The 20151-nt window shown below is 52.9% G+C and carries 18 protein-coding genes, 1 tRNA gene and 1 pseudogene; 11 read left to right on the top strand and 9 right to left on the bottom strand.

The features are described from left to right. Positions 1–76 precede the first annotated feature (76 nt). Positions 77–976 carry a LysR substrate-binding domain-containing protein gene (locus DA718_RS17975; protein ID WP_112215261.1) on the top strand — a complete coding sequence of 300 codons (900 nt, stop codon included), beginning with the start codon at positions 77–79 and terminating at the stop codon, positions 974–976. Between the two features lie 216 nt (positions 977–1192). Here the strand turns inward: DA718_RS17975 and DA718_RS17970 are convergent. From DA718_RS17970 to DA718_RS17950, 6 genes and pseudogenes are all read right to left on the bottom strand, one after another. Further along, a pseudogene (locus DA718_RS17970) lies at positions 1193–1405 on the bottom strand (tyrosine-type recombinase/integrase); the annotation flags it as partial. Continuing rightward, entirely contained in the window at positions 1396–1527 is a 132-nt protein-coding gene (locus DA718_RS30870) for a hypothetical protein (protein ID WP_260611038.1), read from the bottom strand. The pseudogene DA718_RS17970 and the gene DA718_RS30870, both read right to left, overlap by 10 nt. 149 nt (positions 1528–1676) lie before the next feature. After that, on the bottom strand, positions 1677–2432 hold the full coding sequence (locus DA718_RS17965) for an SDR family oxidoreductase (RefSeq protein WP_112215260.1): 756 nt from the start codon (positions 2430–2432) through the stop codon (positions 1677–1679). A 57-nt stretch (positions 2433–2489) separates the two neighbouring features. Continuing rightward, entirely contained in the window at positions 2490–3443 is a 954-nt protein-coding gene (locus tag DA718_RS17960; protein WP_112215259.1) for a 2-hydroxyacid dehydrogenase, read from the bottom strand. A 70-nt stretch (positions 3444–3513) separates the two neighbouring features. Continuing rightward, positions 3514–3891 carry a VOC family protein gene (locus DA718_RS17955; RefSeq protein WP_112215258.1) on the bottom strand — a complete coding sequence of 126 codons (378 nt, stop codon included), beginning with the start codon at positions 3889–3891 and terminating at the stop codon, positions 3514–3516. Positions 3892–3975: 84 nt separating this feature from the next. Next, positions 3976–5304, bottom strand: a complete 1329-nt coding sequence (locus DA718_RS17950; protein WP_112215257.1) for an MFS transporter — start codon at positions 5302–5304, stop codon at positions 3976–3978. A gap of 618 nt (positions 5305–5922) precedes the next feature. Here DA718_RS17950 and DA718_RS17945 point away from each other — a divergent pair. From DA718_RS17945 to DA718_RS17935, 3 genes are all read left to right on the top strand, one after another. Continuing rightward, positions 5923–6876: a DctP family TRAP transporter solute-binding subunit gene (locus tag DA718_RS17945; RefSeq protein WP_167492794.1), complete on the top strand. Its 954-nt coding sequence runs from the start codon at positions 5923–5925 to the stop codon at positions 6874–6876. Between the two features lie 229 nt (positions 6877–7105). Next, positions 7106–8320: a citrate synthase family protein gene (locus DA718_RS17940; RefSeq protein WP_112215255.1), complete on the top strand. Its 1215-nt coding sequence runs from the start codon at positions 7106–7108 to the stop codon at positions 8318–8320. Positions 8321–8482: 162 nt separating this feature from the next. After that, entirely contained in the window at positions 8483–9511 is a 1029-nt protein-coding gene (locus DA718_RS17935; protein WP_112215254.1) for an LLM class flavin-dependent oxidoreductase, read from the top strand. A gap of 52 nt (positions 9512–9563) precedes the next feature. On the opposite strand, the gene DA718_RS17930 is transcribed toward DA718_RS17935, so the two are convergent. Beyond that, complete coding sequence (locus DA718_RS17930; RefSeq protein WP_112215253.1) at positions 9564–9899, bottom strand: gamma-glutamylcyclotransferase family protein; 336 nt, start codon at positions 9897–9899, stop codon at positions 9564–9566. Positions 9900–10178: 279 nt separating this feature from the next. Here DA718_RS17930 and DA718_RS17920 point away from each other — a divergent pair. The 6 genes from DA718_RS17920 (at position 10179) to DA718_RS17890 (ending at position 16819) form a co-directional block, all read left to right on the top strand. Continuing rightward, a tRNA-Thr gene (locus tag DA718_RS17920) sits at positions 10179–10254 on the top strand. Positions 10255–10964: 710 nt separating this feature from the next. Beyond that, positions 10965–11912, top strand: coding sequence for a transcriptional regulator LeuO (gene leuO / locus DA718_RS17910; protein ID WP_112215251.1), 948 nt, complete (start codon positions 10965–10967; stop codon positions 11910–11912). Between the two features lie 285 nt (positions 11913–12197). After that, positions 12198–12695 (top strand): hypothetical protein, encoded by a 498-nt coding sequence (locus tag DA718_RS17905; RefSeq protein ID WP_112215250.1) that lies wholly within the window; start codon positions 12198–12200, stop codon positions 12693–12695. A gap of 479 nt (positions 12696–13174) precedes the next feature. Next, entirely contained in the window at positions 13175–14191 is a 1017-nt protein-coding gene (locus tag DA718_RS17900; RefSeq protein WP_112215249.1) for an iron ABC transporter substrate-binding protein, read from the top strand. A 23-nt stretch (positions 14192–14214) separates the two neighbouring features. Next, entirely contained in the window at positions 14215–15789 is a 1575-nt protein-coding gene (locus tag DA718_RS17895; protein WP_167492793.1) for an ABC transporter permease, read from the top strand. 1 nt (position 15790) lies between these two features. Then, complete coding sequence (locus DA718_RS17890) at positions 15791–16819, top strand: ABC transporter ATP-binding protein (RefSeq protein WP_112215248.1); 1029 nt, start codon at positions 15791–15793, stop codon at positions 16817–16819. A 10-nt stretch (positions 16820–16829) separates the two neighbouring features. Here DA718_RS17890 and DA718_RS17885 read toward each other — a convergent pair whose 3' ends face one another. Both DA718_RS17885 and hpxD read right to left on the bottom strand, forming a co-directional pair. Next, positions 16830–17798, bottom strand: coding sequence for a PDR/VanB family oxidoreductase (locus DA718_RS17885; protein WP_112215247.1), 969 nt, complete (start codon positions 17796–17798; stop codon positions 16830–16832). 13 nt (positions 17799–17811) lie between these two features. Then, positions 17812–18849: a molybdenum cofactor-independent xanthine hydroxylase subunit HpxD gene (hpxD, locus tag DA718_RS17880; RefSeq protein ID WP_112215246.1), complete on the bottom strand. Its 1038-nt coding sequence runs from the start codon at positions 18847–18849 to the stop codon at positions 17812–17814. 124 nt (positions 18850–18973) lie between these two features. Between hpxD and hpxR the strand changes: the two genes are divergently transcribed. Continuing rightward, entirely contained in the window at positions 18974–19897 is a 924-nt protein-coding gene (hpxR, locus tag DA718_RS17875) for a LysR family hpxDE operon transcriptional regulator HpxR (protein WP_112215245.1), read from the top strand. Positions 19898–20151 lie beyond the last annotated feature (254 nt).

Here is a 20151-nt window from a genome sequence, read left to right as displayed (position 1 = left end):
TTAAATTAAACTGGCAACTTACGTACAACGCCTTTTTCCTTATAGAAGTATTACATATCCTAATTCATGAGGGTTTATGGAAACGAAAATGACAAGAGTCCCGCAGCTTTCCTGGCTCCTTGCATTCAAGAGTGTGGTTGAACATGCAAGTTTTACACACGCAGCACGTGACTTGAGCCTCACTCAGTCAGCAGTCAGTCAACGCATAGCGAAGCTTGAAGACTTGATGCGTACACAACTTTTCTTCAGAAACTCAAAACGAGTTGAGCTGACAGATGCAGGAAGAATGTTACTGGATCAGATCCAGTCGCCATTCGATGAGATTCTGGACGTTCTTGAGAGCTATAATCAGGGGCTTGCAAGCAAAAGTCTGGTAATTGAAACGGAGCCTGTCTGGAACCGGGTGATTCTTTCCCCTGAACTTCCCCGTTTTCTTTCCCGACATAAGGATATTATTTTTCGTCAGACTCTGACAACTCATCACCTTGATTTTTCTGTCGGTACAGAACTCGCAATAAAGTGGGGAGAAGGTGTATGGCCTGGTTTTGATGCGCAATATCTTTCCGGTCTTGATTATTATCCTGTATGCTCACCTGCCTATATGCAGCAGAATAATCTTTCCTCAATTGAGGACCTTGCGAGAGTTCAGATTCTTCATGAGAGAGATTACTCTGACTGGCGCTTCTGGCTGAAGTATCATCCTTGTAAAGGCATAAATCTGAATGGTGGTCATATCGTGGGAGAATCCAATATTTTGATGCAACTCGCGATATCTGGGGTGGGAGTCGCTCTATGTGGGATTACTCTGGTCCGTGAATATCTGGATTCAGGTCTTCTTGTTCTGCCGTTTCCTGAATTAAAAGTACGTCACCATAAGGCGTATTATATTCTGACGCGGAAAAATCATAAATTGTCCGAACAGGCGCGCATGTTCACTGACTTCGTTAATGACTTTACCCTGAATAAATCAGGTTAATATTTTTGGCACTGTTGCAAGGTTTGTGGTGAGCGAGCCATTAGTGTTATTAATATGTGGTAATGTTAGCAATATCTCCATCGACTTTCAGGACACTGTAAACTTCCGCTTCTGGCACTTAACTGCCAGTGGAGCCGCTCCGGTTAATACTTCAGAAAAAAGAGGTACTATCGTGTACCTCCGATGGAATAGTATGCAATCCCGGCTTGTGGCAATTCAATCACCTGATCGTGTTACATAATCTGCCCATGCCTGCATCATCGGGCGACGTTGTTCCAGCAAATCCGTCCTATGGTAAGCGGCCTCAACTTTACTCTGAATTGCGTGTGCGAGTACGAGTACTCTTTCAGCAAGATCCCGTGAGTAACCATGTTCGCTGCACCAATTACGAAAACTTGAGCGAAAGCCATGCGCAGTGGCTACTCCTCCGGCTGAGAGAAATAGACAATCAACGTCCGGGACGGCCCGGTAATATTCTCCGATGCGAAAGCGGTCGACCCCGTCAACCCGATGACCATCATCGTCAGAAATGCGCTAATTACTGTTCTCATGATGTTTATTCCCTCAATCAGCAAACGTCAGGTACTTAACGTTATTCTGGCGTAAGCCGACTGTCGTCAGGCTGACGGTCTTCTGACAAGGCGCTATTGAGGACGTTTTTATGGGCTGAGAGACCCAGCCCATATGGTGTTACTTCCAATCAGCCACGGCCAACGAACGGCATGGTGGTCGCCATCACGGTGATAAACTGCACGTTGGTGTCGAGCGGGACGCCAGCCATGTAAACCACGCTGTTGGCAACCTGTGAGACATCCATCATCGCTTCAACCGCCACTTCTCCATTGGCCTGTTTGACGCCTTTTGACATGCGCTGCGACAGTTCGGTGTGCGCATTGCCAATGTCAATCTGACCGCAGGCGATGCCGTATTTACGGCCATCAAGGGAGATGCTTTTCGTCAGGCCGGTCACGCCGTGCTTTGTTGCCGTATAGGCCGCTGAATCAGGACGCGGGGCGTGGGCGGAAATCGAACCGTTGTTGATGATTCGCCCGCCCTGAGGGCTTTGTTCTTTCATCAGGCGGAAGGCGCCCTGGGCGCAGAGAAACATCCCCGTCAGATTGACATCAACAACCGCCGTCCACTTCTCGTAGCTCAACTCTTCGAAGGGAATACCCGGGAAATTAGTCCCCGCGTTGTTGAACAGCACGTCAAGATGACCGCATTTTTCATGGATCCGGGCGTACAGAGCCGTCACGGATTCCGGACTGGTAACGTCGGTTGGTACCACCATTGACTGTTCGCTGCCGCCAAATGCTGCAACGGTTTCCAGTAAGGGTTCCAGACGGCGTCCAGCGAGGACCACAAAATAACCGGCATTCGACAAGGCGACAGCCGTCGCTCTGCCAATCCCGCTGCCTGCGCCGGTGACGAGGGCGATTTTACTTGAAGTGAACATAGCTACATCCTTCTGCTTCATTAACGTTACTGGAATGGTTGGCTAAAATGTTGACTCTCAGGCCGTCAGGCTGCATTCAGGACGCTGGCCGCTCAACGCCTGTGCAAGGCTTGCCAGCACCATTTCGCCCATGGCGGTTCGGGTTTCAATCGTGGCGCTTGCACGGTGAGCCTGCAGAACAACGTTATCCATCCCTAAAAGCGGGGCGGGAACATTCGGCTCATCAACGAAAACATCCAGCCCCGCCCCCTGAATACGTCCGGCAACCAGGGCATCCACGAGGTCAGGTTCATTGACCAGCTTCCCGCGGGCGATATTCACGAGAAAACCGTTCTCACCGAGCGCTTCAAGTACGGCGGCATTGACGATACCTTCCGCTTTGTCTGCCGAGGCCGCGAGGATCAGCGCATCGCTCTGTCGGGCCAGCTCCTGCAGGCTGGCGACAAACGGATAGTCGAGGTCGGTCATCTGGTGAAGATCGGTATAGGCAATCGGGCAGCCAAAGGCTGAGGCGCGCGTAGCGATGGCGCGTCCAACCCGGCCCATGCCAACAATTCCTACGCGCATACCGCTAAAGCGGCGGGAGAGGGGAATCGCTCCGGGATGCGGATTTTTCGCCCATTCGCCGTTGCGCACCACGCGGTCGCCTGAGCAAATACCCCGGCAGGTGGCAATCAGCAGGCCAATGGCCAGGTCGGCAACGTCTTCTGTCAGCGCGCCGAGGGTAGCGGTGACGTGAATCTTACGTTTACGTGCATAGTCCAGGTCGACAGCATCAACGCCAACGCCGTTGATAGCGACGACTTCCAGCGCGGGCAGTTGCGCCATCAATGCATTGCTGATGCCGGTGTGACCACCAGAAATGACACCGCGAATAGTGTCACCATATTCTTTGATAAACGCTTCTTTATCTTCCAGCTCAAAGAAACGATGTACGGTATAAAGCGCGTTTAATTTTTCGCTAATCGCGGGGATAAGGATAGGGTTTAACTGCAGGATGCTGGGTTTCATTATGCTATATCCATAGTTGCGGCCAATAAATGGCAGGCTAAATTTTTATGCTTACGTATGCCGGAGGCGATTAACTCAAGCGCCGCTCAAGTATTTCAATCGAGATGTTTTGCGGTCCGCGAATAAAACAGCCGCGTACGCCAGGGCGAATAGCGATCGGTTCCTGGGTGAATTCCACACCTTTGCTTTTTAACTCGGCGGCGGTTTCATCCAGGTTGTCGACCGTCAGGCCAAAATGGTCGAGACCCTGGTAGGGCGGCAGCGGCGGTGGCGCCACGCCGTCTCCTTCGCTCACCGGGGCGATAAAGATATTGATTCCGGCTAAGCGGATATCCACCTTGCCGGGCTTGCGAACGATCTCTGCGTTCAGGCAGCGCTCGAACCAGGCAGCGGTCAGTTCAGGGTCAGGACTGCGCAATTGCAAATGATCCCAGGTGTATTTTGACACGTTCACTCCTCTGTCTATAAAACCGGTTTGAGCCACAGACGAACGCGGATAGCGGCTCAAACCGGGTGAATCAGCGTTGACTTATTAGTCCATTTCGATGCGGGACAATGGCCCCAGCAGGAATGAATAAGCGAATGCACCAATTAAACACATAATCCCCATCATATTGAGCGCCCAAAAGAATTGGCCAGTCGCATGAAGAATATAACCAATCATTATCGGGGTAGTGACGCCAGCAATATTAGCCGCGAGGCTGGTGATACTGCTGGTTAATCCAATATATTGCCTTGGTGCTATTTCAGACACCGCTGCCCACGACGAAGAACCCACGCCCTGAGCAAAGAAAGAGATGGTTAAAATAACAATGATCATCTCGTTAGAGGTGACAAAGTTAACGAGTAGTATTGATGAGCCCAGCAGCGTGCCGATAATTAATGGTGCTTTTCTGGCGGCCGACATCGAATACCCGCGGCGAATAAAGAAATCTGAGAAAAAACCCGCTAATAATATCCCTGCGGTTGCGCCGATAAACGGTAAAGCCTGGAATATACCGACTTTAATCATAGTCATCTGGCGCTCTTCAACCAGGTACGTCATAAACCAGGTGGTAAAGAAAACCAGAATAGCGTTATTGCAAAACTTGCCCAGACAAATAGCCAGAATCTGACGATGCTTGAGCAGGCGGAGCGCATTTTTCCAGTCAAAACGATCCCGTGTTTTTTTACCAACAAGACCGCCTCCCTCTTGAATATGCTTCAATTCGGCTGCGTTGACGGCTTTATGATTTAACGGATCGCGATACCAGAGGTACCACAGAATACCGAATATTACGCCTGCGCCACCGGTCAAATAAAAGGCGGAGCGCCAGCCAAAGCCGTTGGCAATCCACAGCAGCAGGCCGGTGAATAACGGCGTGCCGATATATTGCCCCATAACGTAAACGCTGGTGGCAAAGCCGCGCTCACCGGTTGGAAACCACATGGTGACGGCGCGGGCGTTTGATGGGAAGGCCGGGGCTTCAAGCGCGCCAATTGCCAGACGAGAACCAAACAGCATATTAAAGCCGCTGGCGACCCCTTGCGTCATGGTGGCCAGCGACCAGGTTATCAGGGAAAACGCGTAGGCAATACGTGAACCTAAGACATCCGCAATAATTCCTCCGGGAATGAGCGCAAACGCGTAAGTAAGACCAAATGCGGCGAAAATTTGCCCCATCTGAACTTTATCCAGTTGGAGGTCTTTACTGATAAATGGCGCCAGAATACCCAGACTCGATCTGTCGACAAAATTGATAATTGTCGCCAAGAGAATAAGGGCCAGCATGTAATACCTGATCCGCGTCGCCTTCTGTTGGGGAACCGCTCTGGCATCTATTGATGCCTCGGTCAGTTCTTGCTGTTGCATATTACTCATATTTTTCGTCCTTCATGGATTTGTAGGTATACGTTTTATTCTTTTAACCCTTGTTGATTGCGGGTTAATCATTATTTCGTAAGGTGTCAATCCAACCCAAATGCCCATCGATTTTCATGAGCAACGGTTCTACAAATAAAAAATTGATACGTCTTCTTGCCGGGAGATTAAACCCGCCTAAACGCTTTTTTCTGTCGATTCCGTCGCTTGCTGTGTTTGTGGTTTTTCAGGGCATCAATTTGTCAGGCTTCACTGCATATGACCATTGATTGGGCTGACGTTAAAATAACGCCTTGCCGGGATCAATCTTGATTAAAAAAATCAATGCAAATATTTTCGCCGATAGTTCCGGAGTGTGACGCGGTAGCGATAGATTGAAATTGTTTGTTGACACCACAGGCTAAAAGGGAGTTGAAAAAATAGTTTTCGGCATTGAGTGCTTATTCTGAAATGGCGCATGGCTAATATTCTTGCTCTGAAACGTATTCAGCCATTTTGCGATCTATCTATCAGTTGATTTAATTAATCAATCTTGATTGGGCGAAAATGGAAACGTACAGTTTTCTCATTCGATTCGATTTATCGCACGCCCGCAACGGCATATGGGAGAGTACAGAAATGGTATTTTCGACAGCAGAACGCAGTGAAAAGCGCCGCTTTAGCATCGGTTTTGAAGGCTCGATGGCAAGCTCGCAGGGCGTTGGCATTCAGGAAATGGTTCGTGTTGCCGGGCAATTATCGCAAGGAGAAATGGCGTTCGAACTTTATCCCGACGCGAAGCTTGGCAATGGCCCGAAAATGGTCGATATGGCCCAGCAGGGAGAACTGGATATCTTTCTCGGCGGTGCGGGTTATTTTGCGGCGCTAGACGGGCGGATCAATGTCTTTGATATTCCTTATCTGTTTGAAAACGTTGAACAGGCCTACAGGGTAATGGACAGTGACTTCGGGCGTGAAATGCTGGATGTACTGGATCAGAAAAAGCTAAAAGGGCTGAGTTTTTGGGAAAACGGTATCCGTTCATTTACCAACAATGTCAAACCGGTCACCCATCCTGATGATTTCAGCGGCCTGAAGATTCGCACCATGCCGGGCAATCAGGTGCATGAAGCATTATGGCAAAGCGTGGGTATCGATACGCTGCCCTTACCGTCCGGCGCTATCTATGCGGCTATTCAGGAAGACACTATCAATAGCCAGGAGCACCCGATTTCTGTCATCTATGCGCGCAAGCTTTTTGAGGTGCAACGCTATCTCTCGCTGACCCGCCACATGTATGGTCCGCTTATCCAGGTGATGAATAGCGTCACCTTTACCTCCCTGAGTAAGCCGCAGCAGGATATTTTGCTTAGCGCATCCTACGCTGGCGCGGTGGCGACGCGGAACTTCTCCAATGAGAATGAAGCGATATTTCTTGCCCAAATGAAACGCGCGGGATTGCAGGTTAATGACGTTGATCCCAAACCCTTCAGAGAGGTGATGAAACCGGCGATAGAGCATGAATTCATCGATAAAAATGGTGATGACTGGCTGAAGAAGATTAATGCCATGCTGGCCGACGACGGCAAATAATGGGGCCGATTTTTTTACCTTCAGACTTCACATTACTGCCCCTTACGGCGGGACAGAAGACGATATCTATCTAAAATTGACATGTTCATCCTGATAAAGATTATCAATATAAAATAAGCGGTTATTATCAGGGCTGGATTTTATCTACTCATTTTTGTACAGGACGATAGCATCCCGCTTACCCGATCTCTCATTTGATAGGTATTTGAGCTAAACCATGCAACCAAAGATGAAGTTAGCGCCCTGGCTCACGCTGGATGAGGTTCAGGAATTTCTCGGCGTTCGTCCCCAGACTATCTATGCGTATGTCAGCCGTGGGTTAATCGCATCGCATCCCGACCCTCAGAATACGCGGCGCAGCCTGTATAGCGCGGAAAATATTCAGAACCTGAAGCAGAAAAAGCAGCAGGGAAGAAAACGCGAAACGCTTGCTGTTAACACGCTGTTTGGTACCGAGCCGAGCATTCCAACCGCTATTTCCACCTTTGCTAAAGGTCATTTGTATTACCGGGGAAAAGATGTCATTGCGTTCTCTGAAAACGCGACGCTTGAAGAGACGGCGCGTTTGCTCTGGAACGCTGAAATCACGTCCGGATTTTCGGTCCCAACCCGGGATTATCCTTCCTCACCGCCGGAACGATCCCATGCGTTTATTGCTCTGGCTGCGGCAACCGCCTCGGGGCATTCGACGCATGGGCGAACGCTTAAGGTTCTGCATGCCGAAGCCGCGACGCTGGTGGGCCACCTGGCTTCGACGTTTGGCGCACTCAATCAACCCGAAATGTCGGTACACCAGCGTCTTGCTTTGGGATGGGGCATGGAGAAAGAGGTGGCCAATATCCTGCGCAGGGCAATGGTGCTGTTGGCTGACCATGAATTAACAAGCTCCGCGTTTGCCTCCCGAATTGCCGCGTCTAACGGCGCATCGTTACCCGCCTGTTTGCTCACCGGGCTGGCGACTTTTACCGGGCCGCTACACGGCGATGCAACCCAGCGGGTTAAAGCGCTTTTTGATGAGGTTGAGCATTCGAATGCCGATCGGGTGGTTAACCGCTATCTCTCTTCTGCGCTCCCGATCCCGGGGTTCGGCCATCATCTTTATCCCGATGGCGATCCGCGCGCCATCGCGCTGCTGGCAGAGTTTGCGCCGCCGCAGGAGATTGCGAAATTTATTGAAAAAGTGATAACGCTGACCGGCCTTCAGCCCAATATTGATGTGGTACTGGCCGCGCTGGTGGCCCGTTATCGTCTGCAGGGCGATGCAGCATTTGCGCTGTTTTCCATTGCTCGCAGCGTGGGGCTGCTGGCCCACGCCATGGAGCAAATCAATACTGGTAAGGTGATTCGTCCGCGCGGGCGGTATATAGGACCAGAGTTAGAGGCATCGACCGAGACCTCTTTTTCGGATAACGCTGGCAGACCGTGCCGCTTTACCCGCCAGTAAACTGAATCAGTCAATTTTTTTGATGTATTCGGTTAAACAAAGGATATTTATTCTCACCTGGTAATGCGTAGAGTAGGGGGATAACTCGACAGGAACGGGCTTTTCACGCGCGATAATCCGCCGCCTGTTGACGATTCCCCTGCAAACCAGGATACCCACGTCATGAAAAAGATTGGCTTTTTATCATTTGGTCACTGGACGCCGTCGCCGCAGTCCGGTACGCGCTCAGCCGCCGATGCGCTGCTGCAATCCATTGACCTGGCCGTTGCCGCCGAAGAACTGGGCGCGGATGGCGCTTACTTCAGAGTGCATCATTTCGCTCGCCAGCTCAGCTCGCCGTTTCCTCTACTGGCAGCAATCGGTGCGAAAACCAAAAGTATTGAAATTGGCACCGGCGTTATCGATATGCGCTATGAAAATCCGCTGTACATGGCAGAGGATGCAGGCGCTGCGGATCTCATTTCAGGCGGTCGTTTACAGCTGGGCATCAGCCGCGGCTCCCCGGAGCAGGTCATTGATGGCTGGCGCTATTTTGGTTACGTCCCCGCTGAAGGCGAAAACGAGTCGGACATGGCCCGCCGTCACACTGAAGTGTTGCTGGACGCGCTGCGGGGCGAAGGTTTTGCGAAGCCTAATCCGCAGCCGATGTTCCCCAACCCGCCTGGCCTGTTGCGCCTTGAGCCTCACTCCGCAGGGCTACGTGAACGAATCTGGTGGGGGGCGGGCTCAAATGCAACCGCTGAATGGGCTGCAAAACTGGGGATGAACCTGCAAAGCTCGACGCTGAAAAACGATGAAACAGGTGAACCGTTTCATATTCAGCAGGCAAAGCAGATCCGCGCTTATCGTGAGGCCTGGGCACAGGCGGGGCATACGCATACGCCACGAGTTTCGGTTAGTCGGAGTATTTTTGCACTGATGGACGATCGCGATCGGGCATATTTTGGCTCAAGCCGTGATACCAGCGATCAGATCGGTTTCCTTGACGAGAAAACCCGGGCCATTTTCGGCCGCAGCTACGCCGCGGAACCGGACAAGCTGATAGAACAGCTGAAACAGGATGAAGCAATTGCTGAAGCGGATACGCTATTATTGACGGTACCGAACCAGCTGGGCGTGGATTATAACGCACATGTGATTGAATCTATTCTGAAACATGTTGCTCCGGCGCTGGGCTGGCGCGACGCATAAATGTGAAGTGTGTAACGCCCTGCAGACGTTCGGCATGCGGGGCGAAATTGTTTTACGAGGTCATCTTTGGCTGTAGCTGATAGGTCCACGCGGCCACGTGCTGACCATCCTCTGTGGTAACTTCAACAGCAACGCGGTCGTAGCCATCTTCGAATTCGTCCAGCATTGACCAGTGAGCGTTAAGATTCGCGGACAGGAAAAGATAACCGTGGACGCGAGGGCCGCTTTTATCAAGCACGATCCCCGGAAAATCTGCCGCCGCTCCCCAGCCACGCTCAAAAAAAGTGCCCGTTACGTAACCTGGTAGCCACTCTCCGCCAATATCTTGCAGAATATGGGCATTAACGTGACCTGGGCGTAGGGTGCCGTAGACAAATAAGCATTCCATAAACTCTCCAACTGATAACTGAAAACCCAGGGGCTCAAAAGGACTGGGGGCCAAATGGCCATGATTACAGTAATTTATATCAGATAGCAGAGCGCTTTCAGATTATTCTCTTTAGAAATTATTTACATGGCTAATGATTCTGGGTATGATGCGCGCCGCTAATGAGTATTAGCCCTTTCGGGAATTTACTCATTACATATAACCGCCATTAGCTCATCTGGAAGAGCGAACGACATACGTTGTAGGGAACGGGGTTCGAGGCCTCGATGGCGGCCCAATGCCGACTTAGCTCAGTAGGTAGAGCAACTGACTTGTAATCAGTAGGTCACCAGTTCGATTCCGGTAGTCGGCACCATTCATTATCCATTCTGCATAGATGCTTAGAACCTATCCCATTAGGGCTATTTTACTTGCCATTTTGACGCTGGGCAGTGCTCAGACAAAACTCACGGAGTTTTGAACGCCCTTCAGGGCGGCCCGAAGGGTGAGCGGAGCGAATCATCCTCACGTACTACGTGTACGCTCCGGTTTTTCCGCGCTGTCCGTGTTCAAACTGCCTGTGACAATAACGCCTACTGGAATAGGCGCTTAGTTTCAAGCTTCTGACTATCCCGCTGTGGCTGCATAAGAAAACAGCAAAAAATATCTATTTCAACAAGTTCTGCAAAATTCACCACTACGATCTACATATTGAATTCGTATAAATCATGCGATTACTCTGTGAATAAGAGTGATTGAGGATTTACTTATTAGGATTTATTCGCGTACTTTTCAGAAATTTCACTACTTTTTATATGGTATTATCCTTTGTTCAAGGAGTGAACGAAGGGAAAAATAATGCTGCACCGTTATGCCGTTTTCTCCAGAAAACATAATACGCTTCATATTGTTATGCTTTTTTCCATATTAATAATAAGTTTCATACATTTGAGCGTACTGCTGGAAACAGATAACACATGGCTGTTTTGGCCGATGATGATTTATCTACCCATTTTTTTTCTTTGGCGGAAAGTCTCCGTGTTACGAAGCAGGATCGCTGATTAATGTGCTGGTGGAGTTGCCTACATGAATGAAAACACAACGTCTAAACCAACCTCTGAACAGAAAGTTATTCAACCTGTATTACGAAAAGTCGACCTCAATCTATTGACTATTTTTGATACCGTGATGCAGGAACAAAGCTTAACCAAAGCGGCGCAAACGCTGGGGATGTCTCAGCCTGCGGTCAGCAGCGCGGTTTCTCGGCTAAAAGTACTGTTTAAAGACGAACTGTTTGTCCGTAATGGGCGCGGGATTAAACCGACAGACCGTGCATTTCAGCTTTTCATTTCGGTGCGCCGCGCGCTGCAGCTGGTGCAAAATGAACTGCCCGATACCCTTTTTGATCCGCTGGACTGTGAACGTATTTATAATTTGTGCGTTTGCAGCCCGCTGGATAACTATCTGACCCCGCTGATATTTAATAAGATTAGTGAGATCGCGCCAAGGGTAAGCCTGTCATTTAAATCCTCGCTGAGCCAACAGGTCACGAACCAGCTGCGCTATCAGGAAGTTGAGTTTGTTCTTGATTACAACAAGTTTAACCATCCTGAATTCACCAGCATCCCGTTGTTTAACGATGAAATGGTGTTAGTGGCCCGCCGAAATCATCCGCGCATTTCAGGACCGCTGACCGAGCGGGATATTTATCAGGAGCAGCATGCCTCCGTGGCGTTGGATCGCTACGCGTCGTTTAGCCACCCTTGGTATAGCTCGGAAGAGCAGCAGGCCTGCGTTGCTTTCCACGGCAACGCGCTGGTCAGCGTGCTCAGCGTCGTGTCACAAACTAATATGGTCGCCATTGCCCCAGAATGGTTAGCCAGGGAATTTGAAGAACAATTTGAACTGCAACTGCTGACTTTGCCATTAGAAATGAGCAACCGTACCTGCTATCTCTCATGGCACGAAACTGCCGGTCAGGAGAGAAGCCATCGCTGGATGGCGGAACTGCTAATTAAAATTTGCCAGCGTTAAATATATTTCAATAAATATCTGGTCAGACGCCGGGTATTTATTGTTGTTTTTCTAGTTCAGTATTGAGAATAAATATAATAGCATTAAATTCATCCATCCTGTTGCCGAGTAAATAACAGGTGGGAATTATTTTTGATAAAACTTGCATGCATAAAATTTATTGAAACATCAAGTTGCAGAAAATCAGTCATTTGTGCAGCAGACCTGCGCGGCGGTTTCTATACTCTCATTATCTGATGCCTGAACCAAGAGATGATGTGGATGTACAGAAAAATGAAGTGCGCAATGGCGACTGCCGCTTTGTTTGCCTCGGCGACGCTCGTGCAGGCGGATGAAATCAATCTCTATTCAGTTAATACCGGCTCATGGATTTATCATTTGTCGAACAACCACGGGCAGTACACTGAAGGTTTTGATAACCAGTTTGCCTCCGTCGAGCGCAAGTTCTCTGAGGACTCAAAGTACAGCCTGCTGGCCGGGACGATGAAAAACAGCTTTGATGACCGCTGTATTGCGCTTGGCGTGCGCCGCGATTGGGTATCCTTCGGCAACGGTTGGGTATTTAAGGGCATTTATGGCTACGTGGGTGAATTCTTCTTCGATGCTTTTGAGCACTGCGGTGACCATGGTTCGTATAAGGATTTTAAAGATGCTACCGGGATCGGCTTTTCTCCCTATATTTATCATGGTTTTCAGTACAACTTTACCGATTACTTTGGTATTGAAACCGGGATTATTATCCCGACCGTTTTTGTTGTCAGCATTCAGTGGAGTTTTCGCTAGTTACGGATGTATTCTGTATCACGTTAGTGCGATGATGATCATGTTTTTAATTAATAGCTGTTAAAAATTAAGTCGCCTTAAGGTTATTTTAATGTTCATTATTTCCATTCTTTTTTAAAAGAATTTTCCCGCCCTAAAATACCCGTGCTCAGTATATTTCGCTCTTTTTATTGGATGGTAATTGTTTTCATTATCATTCACATTTCACTGTGTTTTAATCCTTTCCGCCGGCTGGTTGGTTTAATTTGCCCACATATACTAAGAGCCTACCCCATTAGGCTACTTTATTTGCCATTTTGGCCCTGGGCAGTGCTCACCCAAAACTCACAGAGTTTTGAACGCCCTTCAGGGCGGCCCGAAGGGTGAGCGTAGCGAATCATCCTCACGTACTACGTGTACGCTCCGGTTGTTCCGCGCTGTCCGTGTCCAAACTGACTACAACAATTGCGCCTACTGGGATAGGCTCTAAGGATTAGCTTATGCGTTTTCGCTTATCGTCTTATTGCTCCGCTGCGTTGCTTGCTTCTTCTGCATTTCTTGCCCCGCAGGTTATGGCTGCTGACAGCAGCGAGGGAATTGTCGTCTATAACGCGCAGCATGAAAATCTGGTTAAGTCATGGGTGGATGGCTTTACTAAAGAGACAGGAATTAAAGTGACGCTGCGTAACGGCGGCGATAGCGAGCTGGGGAATCAGCTGGTGCAGGAGGGGGCCGCATCCCCGGCGGATGTCTTCCTGACGGAAAACTCTCCGGCGATGGTGCTGGTGGATAACGCGAAGCTGTTTGCACCGCTGGCGCCTGAAACTCTCAAGCAGGTTGCGCCGGAATATCGCCCTGAACACGGACGCTGGATTGGCATTGCCGCCCGCAGTACCGTATTCGTCTATAACCCGGCAAAAATCAGCGAAGCGCAGCTGCCAAAATCGCTGATGGATCTGGCGCAGCCGGAGTGGAAAGGCCGCTGGGGCGCTTCGCCATCGGGCGCGGATTTCCAGGCCATCGTCAGCGCGATGCTGGCGCTGAAGGGTGAGCAGGCTACGCTCGAATGGCTCAAAGCGATGAAAACCAATTTTGTGGCCTACAAAGGCAACAGTACGGTGATGAAGGCGGTGAATGCCGGTCAGATTGATGGCGGCGTTATCTACCATTACTACCGCTTTGTCGATCAGGTGAAAACCGGCGAGAACAGCAACAACACCCGTCTCTACTACTTTAAAAACCAGGACCCGGGCGCTTTTGTCAGCATTTCCGGCGGTGGCGTTCTGGCTTCCAGCAAACATCAGGAACAGGCGCAGGCCTTTATCAAGTGGATAACCGGCAAGCAGGGCCAGGAAGAGCTGCGTACCAACAACGCCTTTGAATATGCCGTGGGTGTTAACGCCGCATCCAACCCGAAATTGACACCGCTGAAAGACCTGGATGCGCCGAAGGTTGAACCGTCTTCACTGAACAGCAAGAAAGTGGTTGATTTGATGACCCAGGCTGGCCTGCTGTAATTGCCAGATAAAGTGAATACGCCATGTCTTCTCTGAGTTTCGTGCTCGGAAAAAAAGCACAACGCCTGCCCGAGCGCAGGCGTCCTGCCTTTCCGATGATCGCTTTAGCTATTCTGTTTTCCCTGATGGCACTGCTGCCGCTGGGATTTGTCGTTGCCGTAGGCATTGAAACCGGTTGGCAAACTATCAAAACGCTGGTATTTCGCCCGCGCGTCGGTGAGCTGCTGAGTAATACCCTGTGGCTTATTGCGCTGACGGTACCGCTTTGCATTGCGCTGGGCGTTGCTCTGGCCTGGCTCACGGAGCGGACCTTGCTGGCCGGGCGGCGAGTCTGGTCGGTGCTGGCGGTTGCGCCGCTGGCGATACCGGCCTTCGTGCAAAGCTACGCCTGGGTCAGCGCGGTGCCCTCATTGCACGGTCTTTCCGCCGGGGTGTTCCTTTCGCTGCTGGCCTATTATCCGTTTATCTATATGCCGGTTGCCGCGGTATTGCGCCGTCTGGATCCTACGCTGGAAGATGTCGCCGCTTCATTAGGCTCGCCGCCGTGGCGCGTCTTTTTGCGCGTGGTTTTACCGCAGCTCAGGCTGGCGATATGCGGCGGCGCGCTGCTGGTGGCGCTACACCTGCTGGCGGAGTACGGTCTGTTTGCGATGGTCCGCTTTGATACCTTCACGACCGCTATTTACGACCAGTTCCAGTCGACCTTCAGCGGCCCGGCGGCGAACATGCTGGCCGGGGTGCTGGCGTTCTGCTGTCTGGCCATTCTACTGCTGGAAGGAGCATCGCGTGGCAAAGCGCGCTATGCCAGAATTGGGTCTGGAGCGGCACGCGAACAAAAACGCTGGCGGCTGAGCCTGCGGGCGGCGATCCCTCTACAGCTCGCGCTGCTGACGTTGGTTATTCTGGCGCTGGGGGTTCCGCTGATGGTGCTCTGCCGCTGGCTATGGCTGGGCGGAATGGCGAGCTGGATGAACGCCGACCTTTGGCACTCTCTGCGGCAAACGCTATTTCTTGGCGCGGTGGGCGCTCTCCTCACCACCGCCTGCGCGGTCCCCATCGCCTGGCTGGGCGTTCGCTATCCGCAGCGTCTTTTTCGCCTGCTGGAGGGGTGTAACTACGTGACCAGCTCTCTGCCCGGCATCGTTACGGCGCTGGCGCTGGTAACGGTCACCATTCACTACGCGCGGCCCATCTATCAAACTGAGGTCACGCTGTTCCTGGCTTACCTGCTGATGTTTATGCCCAGGGCGCTTATCAACCTGCGTGCCGGGATCGCCCAGGCTCCCGTCGAGCTGGAAAACGTCGCCCGCAGTTTAGGCCGTAGCCCCGGTCGGGCGCTGTGGAGCGTGACGATGCGCCTGGCGGCGCCGGGCGCGGCAGCGGGGGCAGCGCTGGTATTCCTCGGTGTGACCAATGAACTGACCGCCACGCTGCTGCTCTCTCCGCTCGGTACCCGCACGCTCTCAACCGGCTTCTGGGCCTTAACCAGCGAGATTGATTATGTCGCCGCCGCGCCTTACGCGATGCTGATGATTCTGCTGTCGCTGCCGCTGACCGGTATTCTTTATGTACAGTCGAAAAAAATCGCAGGTCTGTAAAATGCTCGAACTCTCCTCAATTTCAAAATCTTTTGCGGGTACGCGCGTGCTCGATGGCCTGAATCTGACGGTGGCCACAGGCAGCCGGACGGCGATTGTTGGCCCCTCCGGCTCCGGTAAAACGACGCTGCTGCGGATCCTCGCGGGCTTCGAAACGCCGGACAGCGGGCGCATCGTGTTGCAGGGGCGAACGCTATTTACGCAGGGGACATTTATCCCGGCCCATCAGCGTGGGGTAGGCTTCGTCCCGCAGGAAGGCGCGCTGTTCCCCCATCTTAACGTCGCGGACAATATTGCCTGGGGTCTCGACGGTAGTCGTCAGGAGAAATACCTGCGGGTGGCGGCGCTAATGGAGATGGTGTCGCTGGACAGTCAGCTATCGAACCACTGGCCGCATGAAATCTCCGGCGGTCAGCAGCAGCGCGTTGCTCTGGCGCGCGCGCTGGCCCAGCGGCCCGCCCTGATGCTGCTGGATGAACCTTTCTCGGCTCTCGATACCGGGCTGCGTGCGACCACGCGTAAAGCCACGGCAGATCTCCTGGAACAGGCTGGAGTAGCTTCGATCCTGGTGACTCACGATCAGAATGAGGCGCTCTCTTTTGCCAGCCAGGTTGCGGTAATGCGTCAGGGGCGATTTGCCCAGGTCGGTACGCCGTTTGAGATATATAGTCATCCCGTTGATGAAGAGACCGCGCTATTTCTCGGCGATGCGCTGATGCTGCCTGCCGAGCTTCGCGGCGGACGTGCGAGCTGCGCGATTGGCGAAGTGTTCACCGACAATCCTGATGCCGTCGGACAGGGGCGGGTGATGCTGCGCCCGGAACAATTGGTTATTTCCTCCTGCCCGGCAGATAAAAAGCCTCTGACCATCCGCGACGTCGATTTTACCGGCCACCTGTCAACGTTAACCCTGACGATTCCCGGTCAACATGAACCGCTGATCGTCAAAACCGTCAGCCAGCACGGCTGGAGAGTGGGGGCGACGGTGCGAATTGACGTCGTGGGCAAGGCACGAGTCTTTGTTAGTTAACGTCGCAAAGTCATAAATCAATGCACAGATTTGCCGACCGACTGCGCGAGCAGCACAGGGCAATCTGCTGCACGCTGGCGGATTTCTCCGCCTCCGACTGCACGGTGTCGCGATGATCGACAACCCCGTCGATGACCGGCGTCAGGCAGGCGCCGCAAATCCCCATCTCGCAGGAGAGCGGGACGGCGACGCCGTTCTCCTGGAGTACCTGAGCAATGGTTTTATCCGGGGGTACCGGCCACTGCTCGCCCGATGACGCCAGCGTCACGTTAAAGGTTTCTCCCTCCTGGCCACCGGCTGGCGTTACGATGGGCTGAAAGGCTTCGCTATGGATCAGCGCTTCGGTCCAGCCTTTTTCCTGCGCCACCCGACGCGCGGTGGCCATAAAACCCTCCGGTCCGCAGAGATAAATCGGATGCCTGGTATGCGCATCCTTCAGCGCTGCGGCCAAATTATGTCGGGCGCTGTGCCCTTCGTAAGAGCTGTGAATCACCACGCTTTCAGCGCTGAACCGCTGCAGCAGTTCGCTAACAAACGCCCCCTGTTGGCGGTTTTTCAGGTAATAGTGCAGCGTAAACGGTACGCCCTCTGCGCCCAGCCTGAGCGCCATCGCATACAGTGGCGTAATCCCAATCCCGGCGGCCAGCAGCGTCACCCGTTCCGCCGCGCGTAAAGGAAACAGGTTCCGCGGATGGGAAATCAGCAGCGTCTGGCCAGGGCGCAACTGCTGATGAATATAGCGCGAGCCGCCGCGGGACGTTTTCTCCAGCGCGACGCAAATCAGGTATCCGTCATCGGGACTTTCAGGGCCGGTAAGCGAATACTGGCGGATAATCCCGCAGGGCAAATGCACATCAATATGCGCGCCGGGCTGCCAGCCGGGGAGCGGTTGACCGTTCTGCGCTACCAGCCTGACGGCGAGGCTTTGACTCCCCTGACGCCAGAGACCGTCAACGATAACCTCTATTATATCGCTCATGATGATTCTCCACTCAGACGAGGAAAAAGTCGCCGAAGCCCATTTTCTTCAGCCCGCGCCGATAGGCAATTGAGCTGCGATCGGCGGGGATATGCGCTTCGAGGGTTAAATCCAGCGGTAATCTTTCCGGGCGCTGGGTCTCCACCATCAGGCGGTCTTCCTCAAAGACGCGCAGGTTAAACGCGTGGACATCTTCCACCGGCACGTGCAGGTCGAAATTGCGCGCGATAGGCGCAAACATCCGGGTTATTCGCGAGGAAACGGGTGAGGCGGCGTTCATAATCACCAGCCTGGCATCACCGGGGAAATGGATCGTCAGGGTGGCGGTAAACGGCAGATGCATCTCGAAATGACGCAGCCACTGGAAACCTTCCGGCGCGCGAAATTCGGAGCTGGCGGGATAGTTGCCGACCGAACTCCAGTAATCGGCGATAAAACCAAACGCCGTTTCCTGCGGATTATAGTTCGGTACCACCTGATTATCCGGGTTGGCGAAGGTATCGGTATGGATCCACGCAAAATGGGCGACATCCAGAAAGCCCTCAACCTGGCGGCCCGCAAAGCCGTTGATTTCAAAGGCCGGACAGTTGATTTGCTGAAAGCCGTCATCGTGCCAGTGCGGCATCACCGGCAGCGGCATGGGATTTTCCGGGTCGAAGGCCAGGCAGGTCCAGATCAGACCATAGCGCTCCTCCACCGCAAAAGAGGTGAGGTTAAGCTTTGCCGGTACCGGCTGGTCAGGACTGGAAGGGATGCGGTTGCAGCGGCCATCTTCGCCGAAGCGCAGGCCGTGGTAGGGGCAGACGATCCCTTCCTCATCATGAAAACCGAGCGTCAGCGGTACGCCGCGATGGGGGCAGACGTCGCGAGCGACCACCACCTGTCCCTTAATTCGATAGATAACCAGCTGCTCATCAAGCAGGACGGCTTTCACCGGCGCGGGGCCGATATCGCAGGCGCGGGCGACAGGGTGCCAGCATTTTGCCAGGCGCAACCAGTCTTCAGGCTCAAAGGTGCAATGGGCGGGTGGGGTGGGTTGTTGTTTGTTCATGGCTTCTCTTCCTGCTCACAAAAATATTTGTTTAATTGTTGTGAGTTTATTGTTGCCATATTAGGGTGTTGACATCCATCGCCATTAATTCAGTTAGCTGTTGCAAAAAAGAGAACAGGTAAAGATGAGCCCATTTTCGCGTTTTGCTCTCTATTTTGCCGAAGTAGCCCGCAGCGGCAGCCTGCGGCGAGCGGCGGAAAAACTGCATATTTCCGCTTCGGCCATTAACCGGCAAATTTTGCAGGCGGAAGAGGATTTCGGCACGCCGCTGTTTGAGCGCCTGCCGGAAGGGCTGCGCATGACCACCGCCGGAGAGTTGCTGTACGACAACCTGCTGCGCTGGCAAAAGGAGTTTCATCTGACGCGGCAGAAGTTTGATGAGCTACAGGGGCTGAAGCGCGGTACCGTTAGCGTTGGTATGGTGCAGGCGCTGGCGGAAGGGAGCTTTGCCGCCGCGCTGGCGGAGATCATTGCCAGCTGGCAGTGGCTGGAGCTGAATCTGCAGGTAGCGGACAGCCATACCGTCAGCCAGAAGGTGCGGCAAGCGGATCTCGATTTTGGCCTGATTCTGGACCCCGAAGGCCAGGCCGGGCTAAGCGTGCTGGCCTTTGCAGAGCTGGAGATGGGTGTGGTAATGCGCCCGACTCATCCCCAGGCGCATGCTGCGAGGCTCTCATTGGGTGAGCTAAGCGAGGAGCGGCATATTCTTCCCGGTGCGCCGCTGATCGTCCATGAGCGGGTTGCGATGCTCTATCGGCATTATGATTTTTCCCCAGCGAACAGCATCAGCTGCAACGATATCCGGCTGATTAAGTCGCTGGTGCTCAAAGGCAGCGGCGTGACCATCCTCAGCCGCCTGGACGTGCTGGATGAGGTAAAAAGCGGGCTGCTGGCGTTTGTCCCGCTGCGCAACAAGCTGCTGAGACCGTTGACTCTGGCCCTGTGCACGGCCCCTTCACGCCAGCTTTCCCGCCCGGCGCAAATGGCGATTCAGAAACTCACTGCGGTGATGGAGGAGATGCAGACGCCGTCCCCTGCGGACGAGTAGCCTGGACAGGCGCATCGCGCCGCCTCCGGGATTCTACCCGGCCTGAAATCCTCTACGCTTTGCTTCCCCGGTGGCGCTGCGGCTTCCCGGGCTACGGGTTCACCGCCGACTACGGACTGGTAGCCCGGACAGGCGCAACGCGCCGCCTCCGGGAATGTGCCTAATCCGAAATTTCCTGCAACCTGTTTCCCCGATGGCGCTGTGCTTACCGGGGCTACGGGTTTATTGCCGTCTGCAACCCGGGAAGGGCTCGG

This window comes from Klebsiella huaxiensis, from assembly GCF_003261575.2.
Lineage (GTDB): Bacteria > Pseudomonadota > Gammaproteobacteria > Enterobacterales > Enterobacteriaceae > Klebsiella > Klebsiella huaxiensis.
The sequence above is the reverse complement of the archived record's forward strand: the minus strand, read 5'-3'. Positions and strand labels throughout refer to the sequence as shown.